A 7,528-nucleotide genomic window follows, 5' to 3' on the forward strand; every position below is an offset into this window, starting at 1 on the left:
GTAAGTGCAGAACGAGTATTTCAGCCCCAGTACAAAGGCGTACCCGTCTTAGTATTGAGCAATAATGATGGCTGCGTCATTTCTCGAAGTGCCGAAGTCAAAGCACTCGGCATACCCATGGGCGCACAATTCCATAAAATACAAGAAGAAGTCAAACACTTCAATATCAAATACTTTAGCAGCAATTACACCCTCTATGCCGATATGAGCGCCCGTGTAATGAACAACCTGGCCCGCTTTACACCAGATATAGAAATATACAGTATAGACGAAGCCTTTCTGGGCCTGTTTGGATTCAAAGACCTCTACAACTACGGCCAGCGCATTAAACAAACCATAGAGCACAATACCGGCATACCCGTAGGCATAGGCATTGCCCCCACCAAGGTACTTGCCAAAGTAGCCAATAAAATTGCCAAAAAAAGCACAGGCGTATGTCTATTAGAAACACCTGCAGATGTTACAGCAGCCCTCCAGCATTTTCCAATAGAAGACCTATGGGGCATAGGCAGGCAATACGCCAAGAAACTCAACCAGCAAGGCATCTTTACCGCCCAACAATTTATACAACTACCCCTGCAATGGGTAGAAAAAAACATGACCGTAACCGGAGCAAGAATATGGAGAGAACTACAGGGAGAGGTGTGCATGGAACTACAAACCAGCCATGACCCAAAAAAAATAATCAGTACCGCCAAAGGATTTGGAAAACTCACAGACAATTACCAAGAACTCAGAGAAGCCACCGCCGATTATACCGCAAGGCTGGCCGCCAAGCTCAGGAACGAACAACTATGCGCCAGCGTCATTAGCCTACGCCTGCTCTGTAACCCTTTCCGTAAAGACCTGCCCCAATACAACCCCGGCTGTAGCTTTGCCCTCAACCATCCCATCAACAACACCATAGAACTCAGCAAAGCCGCACAATACGCCCTAAGCAAAGTCTATACACCAGGTATCCTCTTTCAAAAAGTAGAAATCACCTTTACCGGCCTGCTTTCAGAAAAAGAAGTACAACTTCACCTGTTTACCGGATATAAAAGCAAAAAGTACAATCAAGTAGCAAACGCCATAGACGATCTGAACACACGCTTTGGACCAGGCACCATCCAAACCGCCACCGCAGCAAGGCAACAAGCCTGGGCCATGCGGCGCAAACACCTCAGCCGCAATTACACCACCAGCTGGAGCGATATTCTACGCGTCAGATAAGCCCCCATTAACCAAGTATTAACCGCCCCAAAAAATCAAAAACCTATATTTGGCGCAACAATAACATAAGATAAAGATTCCTAGATAAACTCCAGATATATTTACATCAGGAGTTTTACTTATTTTGCGCTAACAACACCTGTTAAAAAATTACGATATTTGGTTTTAGAAATATTCCTCTCTAACTTAGGCTAACTAAACCAGGGCTTTGAATATAAACAGCAGGAAATGAGGGCCAATTATAACAGCTATGAAGATGCGCAACTTGCGGAGTTGTATAACCGTAAAGACAGAAACGCATTCGATGAAATTTACGAACGTTACTGGGATATCATGTATATCCATGCTAAAAATATGCTCCACGATGCCGACCAGGCTAAAGACGTAGTACAAGAACTCTTTCTATCCCTGCTTAACCGAATGGGCGAATTAAAACTAAAAGCAACCTTTAGCTCCTTCCTCTATCAAAGCATAAGATTTATCGTTTTCGACCTCATTAGGCACAACCAAGTCAAAATAGACTACGTAGCCCGTATACAAGCCACCTATCAAGACGCCGACTACACCACAGACAACCTGGTGATAGAAAACGAACTCAAAGCCATTATAGAAAAAGAAATTGAACGCCTCCCACCAAAAATGCGCGCCATTTTTGAAATGAGCAAAAAAGCCTATCTCAGCAATAAAGAGATAGCCCTAGCCACCAACACCTCCGAAGAAAACATAAAAAGACAACTTAGACAAGCCAGTGCAAGGGTACGCGCCAAAATAGCCAGCACCATCTATCTGCAAATCATGGTATCCATACTATGGTTAAACCGCCACTTTTGATCGGCTGAAACTTTTTTTTATCCTGCTATTACCCTTTTGAGCTTCTGAGTCGAAATATATTTACAGACGACTATTAAACAAGTGAATGTTGCATGACTGAGAAAGAAGCAAAAGACCTAATAACTAGGTTTACCGAAGGTAACTGCACCCCTGACGAAGCTGCCCGTTTAAAAAGCTGGTATAATAACACTGCGCGTACAGCCAGAGTAGATACCACCATGGAAGAACTCATAGAGAAAAAGCAACAAACCAGGAACAGCTTCCCTGCACCCATTCAAAGAAGAATCTATCCTATCTATATCAAATATGCGGCAGCTGTGGTTGCCGTATTGGGTATATCCTCTATCTTTTATATCAACACTTTAAACCATAAAAAACACCTAACCAGTAACCATACAATCACAAATTCAATTATGCCGGGTGGAAACAATGCCATACTCACCCTGGCAAATGGAACCAAGATAAATCTTAAAGATGTTCGGTCCGGATCGGTTACCACCGCATCAGGAGCGTTGATTACAATAGACACGAGCAATGGTATTGTAATCTATAAAAGCAGTAAAACGAGTATGGATAACAACCATGCAGCACGAACTGAAAAAATTTACAACACCATCTCTACACCAAACGGAGGCCAGTATCAACTTATTCTCCCTGATGGTACCCGCGTTTTTCTAAACGCATCCAGTTCACTACAATTTCCTACTCGTTTTGCTGCGCATCTTAGATCTGTTAACCTAGTAGGTGAGGCCTACTTCGAAGTAGCAAAGAATACAAAACAACCTTTCCAAGTAACTACAAAAGGACAACTACTTACCGTATTAGGCACACACTTTAACATCAGTGCCTATCCCAACGAAGCCATAAAAACCACTCTCTCACAAGGAAGCGTTCAGCTCCAAAACACATCTTCCCTTAAAAAACGACTCTTAAAACCGGAACAACAGTCCATACTTACGCGCACCGGCTTTGACCTTAAAAACGTCAACTCCGAAAACGAAATGGCCTGGAAGCGCGGTTTGTTTTTCTTTAGGCAAACTCCGCTAAAAGAAGCCCTACAACAGATTTCAAGATGGTACAACGTAGAAGTAGACTATAGCAACCTACCAGACGTACCTTTAGATGCAGAACTGACCAGAGATTTAACGCTCAACAAGATTATAGAAATCTTAGATGTAAATGCAGAATTAAAGTTTAAACTCACAAACAACGGAAGGAGGCTCGTCTATATCGGAAAGTAAGAAGAAAATACAACCAAAATCAGACAGGAATAAACAAAACCGGAAGTGCTAGGAACACTCCCGGAAAGTCGGTTTTTATATCCTGTTACAGAGAATGCAACCAATCAACTAAAACCAACAATTAAACCACCAATTTATGAATTTTTCAATTCATCGAGGCAAAGGTATGCGCATTATTTTGCCAAAATGCCGATCTTTAAGTAGACCTCTAGTTAAATGTATTGTCATGGCCAAAATCACTATACTCCTGATCGCACTCAGCCTACAAGTATCAGCCAACATCTATGCACAGCAACAAGTTACACTTAATGTAAAAAATGCACCTCTTTTAGATGTATTGAGCAGTATTCGAGAGCAGACCGGATACATCTACATGATGCGTGCTGCCAACAGCAAATTAGCCAAACCAGTTACCATAAACCTTCAATCCGTAAATCTTGAAACAGCGCTACAACAGATATTTTTAAACCAGCCCTTTACTTTTAAATTAGAATCGAACACCATTCGTATCGTAGTAAAACCAGAATTAGAAAAAAAAAGCTCCAGCACATCTTCGGAAGAAGGGCAACAAAAGGACATTAATGGATATGTGAAAGATGAAAAAGGAAACCCACTACAAGGTGCAACAATCATTTTGAAAGAACAAAATAATCGCGTAACCGTTTCCGATGGAGACGGAAGGTTTTCATTTGCCAATGCTCCAGATCAGGGAACGATATTGGTGCGAATGATTGGAAGAGAAACAAGAGAGATAAAATACCAAAAGGGTAATACGGTCTCCATTGTTTTGAAGGAGGTGAATATGAAAATGAATGAGGTACAAATTATCGCCTATGGAGAAGTAAAAAAGACTGATTTAACTAGTAATATATCCAGCGTTAAAGGTAGCGTAATTGCCCAAGCTCCGGTAACAAATATGCTGTATGCATTAGAAGGACGCGTACCTGGGTTATATATTCAGCAAACTTCTGGAGTTTCTGGAAATGGTGTAAATGTTACAATTCAAGGCATAAATAGTATCGCCAATGGAAACATACCCTTCTATGTGATAGATGGTGTCCCCTATGCCCAAAATGTCATACAAACAAACGTTAGACAAATTACCTCAGGGATAGGAAATGCTATGGGTTTTATAAATCCTTCGGACATAGCAAGTATCGAAATATTAAAAGATGCTGACGCTACAGCCATATATGGCTCTAGGGCAGCTAATGGAGCAATTTTAATCACGACAAAAAAGGGCAAAGCAGGACAAACTAAAGTCGATGTAGATATGCAAAGTGGATGGGGGAAAGTCGCAAAAAAAATAGACTTACTAAATACACAACAATATCTCTCTCTCAGATTCGAGGCATTGAAAAACGGGAATCGAACTCCTGGCCCATCAGATTATGATATTAACGGAGAATGGGACCAGACTAGAAACACAAACTGGCAAAAAGAACTTATCGGGGGTACCTCACAATACCAGAATATGAATGCATCTGTTTCTGGAGGTAATGAAAATACACAATTTATGGCAGGTACGGGATATTTGAGAGAAACTACAGTGTTCCCTGGCAATTTTTCCGATTCAAAAATTAGCTTCCATGTTAACCTTCACCATAGTTCAAAAAATAATAGATTTAAATTTGATTTATCTGCAAATTATTTACAAGGGACCAATCGATTACCCCAAGCAGATTTAACAAGCTACATATTAACACCTCCAGACGCACCAGCTCTTTATAACTCTGACGGAACCATAAATTGGGCACCATCTAAAACTAACCCCGATATATCAACATTTTCAAATCCCATTGCCTCATTAAATCAAAAATACACAGCTAAGACAAATAATTTAATTAGTAATGGACAAGTTTCTTATGAGATTGTTTCCGATTTAATTTTAAAAATTAGCATGGGTTACAACAGATTAGAAACAAACGAAGTATCTACAGCCCCTTGGACTTCAATTAATCCAAGTTTTAGATCATTTATACCTAGATCTGCTAATTATGCAACAAGTGCTGTCGAATCTTGGATTTCAGAGCCTCAGTTAAATTATAGTAAAGAACTTTCTTTCGGTCATTTAGATGCTTTAATCGGGGGAACTTTTCAGCAAACCAATAATGACATGAACTCCATTTATGCAGAGGGGTTTGCAAATGATGCTCAGCTTGAAAATTTGCAAGCTGCACCAACAGTTAGAGTAACCGGATACTTGAAGTCAATTTATAAATACAGCGCAATTTTTGGCAGAATCAATTATAAATTAAATGACAAATACATTTTAAATTTAACAGCACGACGAGATGGGAGTAGTCGTTTTGGTCCAGCAAACCTATTTCATAACTTCTACGCTATAGGTGGGGCATGGATATTCAGTAACGAACATTTTATACAAAAAAACCTACCCTTCTTAAATTTCGGAAAATTACGACTTAGTTATGGGACCACTGGAAATGATCAAATTGGAGAATATCAATTTTTAGATTTGTACAACAATTACGTAGTTGATATTCCTTATCAAAATACAGTTGCACTTACTGCGAACGGTTTATCTAATCCTTATTTACAATGGGAAGAAACCCGAAAAATAAATTTAGGTATTGATTTAGGCGTTTTAGAAAATAGAATTGCATTAACTGCAAATTATTTTAGAAATCGTTCCTCAAATCAATTATTAGGTTATCACGTATCTGGAGTTTCTGGATTTAACACTATTATCCGCAACTTACCTGCGACCGTTCAAAATACAGGATGGGAGTTTTTGTTAGAAACAACACCTATAAGGAGAAATAAATTCAATTGGAGTAATTCGATCAACCTCACAATACCAAAAAACAAATTAATTAGATATGATGATTTGGATAACAATAGTACTTTCGTAGTTGGCCAATCTTTAAATTTATTTAAAGCGTATGATTATGCTGGGGTAAATTCACAAACAGGATTATATCAATTTATAAATAGTAAAGGGGAATTAACCTCAACGCCAGACGCGGAATCAGACAGGACGGTTTTAATAGATTTAAATCCTAAATGGTACGGTGGTTTTTCAAATACCATAACTTATCAAAATTGGAATCTTAGTTTTTTATTCCAATATGTAAAGCGATATAACATAAATTCACGTTATCCTCTTTTACCAGGACGCTCAAGTCTAAATACTACAACTAATGTTTTAAATCATTGGAAAGCTGCTGGAGATGATGCAGAAATTCAGAAAGTCACCTCAGATTTTCTGGATGTTTATGCAAGTGCAACAGCTGTTAATTCAAGTAATGCTGTTTACGCAGACGGATCATACGCAAGGCTAAAAAATCTTTCTCTATCTTATAATTTTCCGCAAGCATGGCTATCAAAACTTCACATTAATCATGCTAGGCTTTATGCACAGGGACAAAACTTGCTGACGTTTACTAAGTATTTCGGAGGAGATCCAGAAACATCTTCTCAACTTAGTCTACCTCCATTACGGATATATACAGTAGGACTACAGATCACATTATAACCTTCAAACCTTATCACGATGAAAAAAAAGCATAATCATGCTGCTCATAGCAGCTACTACATATTTACTGTATTTGTATTAATTTTAGTTTGTTTAGAGGGGATTGGATGCAAAAAGTTTATTGAAGTAGGCGCTCCTGTCACGAGTGTGAATGGTGAGAACGTCTATACAGACGATGCTAACGCGATTTCCGCAGTAACTGGAATCTTCACAAAGATGTCAAACAGCAATTTCACACTTAATCTATCACTTTTTCCTGCACTATCTGTTGACGATTTTAAACTCTCCAGCCTTGATAACACAGCCTATGATGTATATAATCAAAACAGTTTGATTTCAAATTATGGTTCTACAACTGACCTATGGAACAGTACCTACAACTACATATATTTAGCTAATGCAGGCATAGAGGGACTGAACAAGTCAAATACCATAACGCCTTCAGTTAAACAACGCTTACAGGGAGAAGTCTATTTTACCAGGGCATTTTGTTACTTTTATCTTGTAAATCTCTATGGAAATGTTCCTTTAGCATTAGGTACGGATTACACAGTTAATATAAAATTATCAAGAACGGATATACAAACAGTCTATCAGCAAATTATAGCAGATCTTTTACAGGCAAAAAGTTTACTTGACGACAGCTATGTTGATGGTAGTCTCTTAAAATCAACTACAGAAAGGGTTAGGCCAAATAGAATGGCTGTAAATGCACTACTTTCTAGAGTATATTTATTTACTAAAAACT

Annotated in this window: 5 protein-coding genes; all 5 read left to right on the forward strand. The window is 38.8% G+C overall.

Annotated features, from left to right (window positions below; translation table 11 throughout):
• Nucleotides 1-1,212, forward strand: a 1,212-nt coding sequence (locus VNZ46_RS18530) for a Y-family DNA polymerase (protein ID WP_325561512.1), incomplete at its 5' end; no start/stop codon positions are given.
• A 228-nt stretch (nucleotides 1,213-1,440) separates the two neighbouring features.
• Nucleotides 1,441-2,043 (forward strand): RNA polymerase sigma factor, encoded by a 603-nt coding sequence (locus VNZ46_RS18535; RefSeq protein WP_325561513.1) that lies wholly within the window; start codon nucleotides 1,441-1,443, stop codon nucleotides 2,041-2,043.
• Between the two features lie 92 nt (nucleotides 2,044-2,135).
• A complete protein-coding gene (locus VNZ46_RS18540; RefSeq protein WP_325561514.1) occupies nucleotides 2,136-3,284 on the forward strand; it encodes a FecR family protein in 1,149 nt (382 codons plus the stop codon).
• Between the two features lie 136 nt (nucleotides 3,285-3,420).
• Nucleotides 3,421-6,780, forward strand: a complete 3,360-nt coding sequence (locus VNZ46_RS18545) for a SusC/RagA family TonB-linked outer membrane protein (protein WP_325561515.1) — start codon at nucleotides 3,421-3,423, stop codon at nucleotides 6,778-6,780.
• Between the two features lie 18 nt (nucleotides 6,781-6,798).
• Nucleotides 6,799-7,528 (forward strand): RagB/SusD family nutrient uptake outer membrane protein (locus tag VNZ46_RS18550; RefSeq protein ID WP_325561516.1); only part of this gene is annotated, 730 nt, incomplete at its 3' end.

The organism is Pedobacter sp., assembly GCF_035566355.1.
Taxonomy (GTDB): domain Bacteria; phylum Bacteroidota; class Bacteroidia; order Sphingobacteriales; family Sphingobacteriaceae; genus Pedobacter.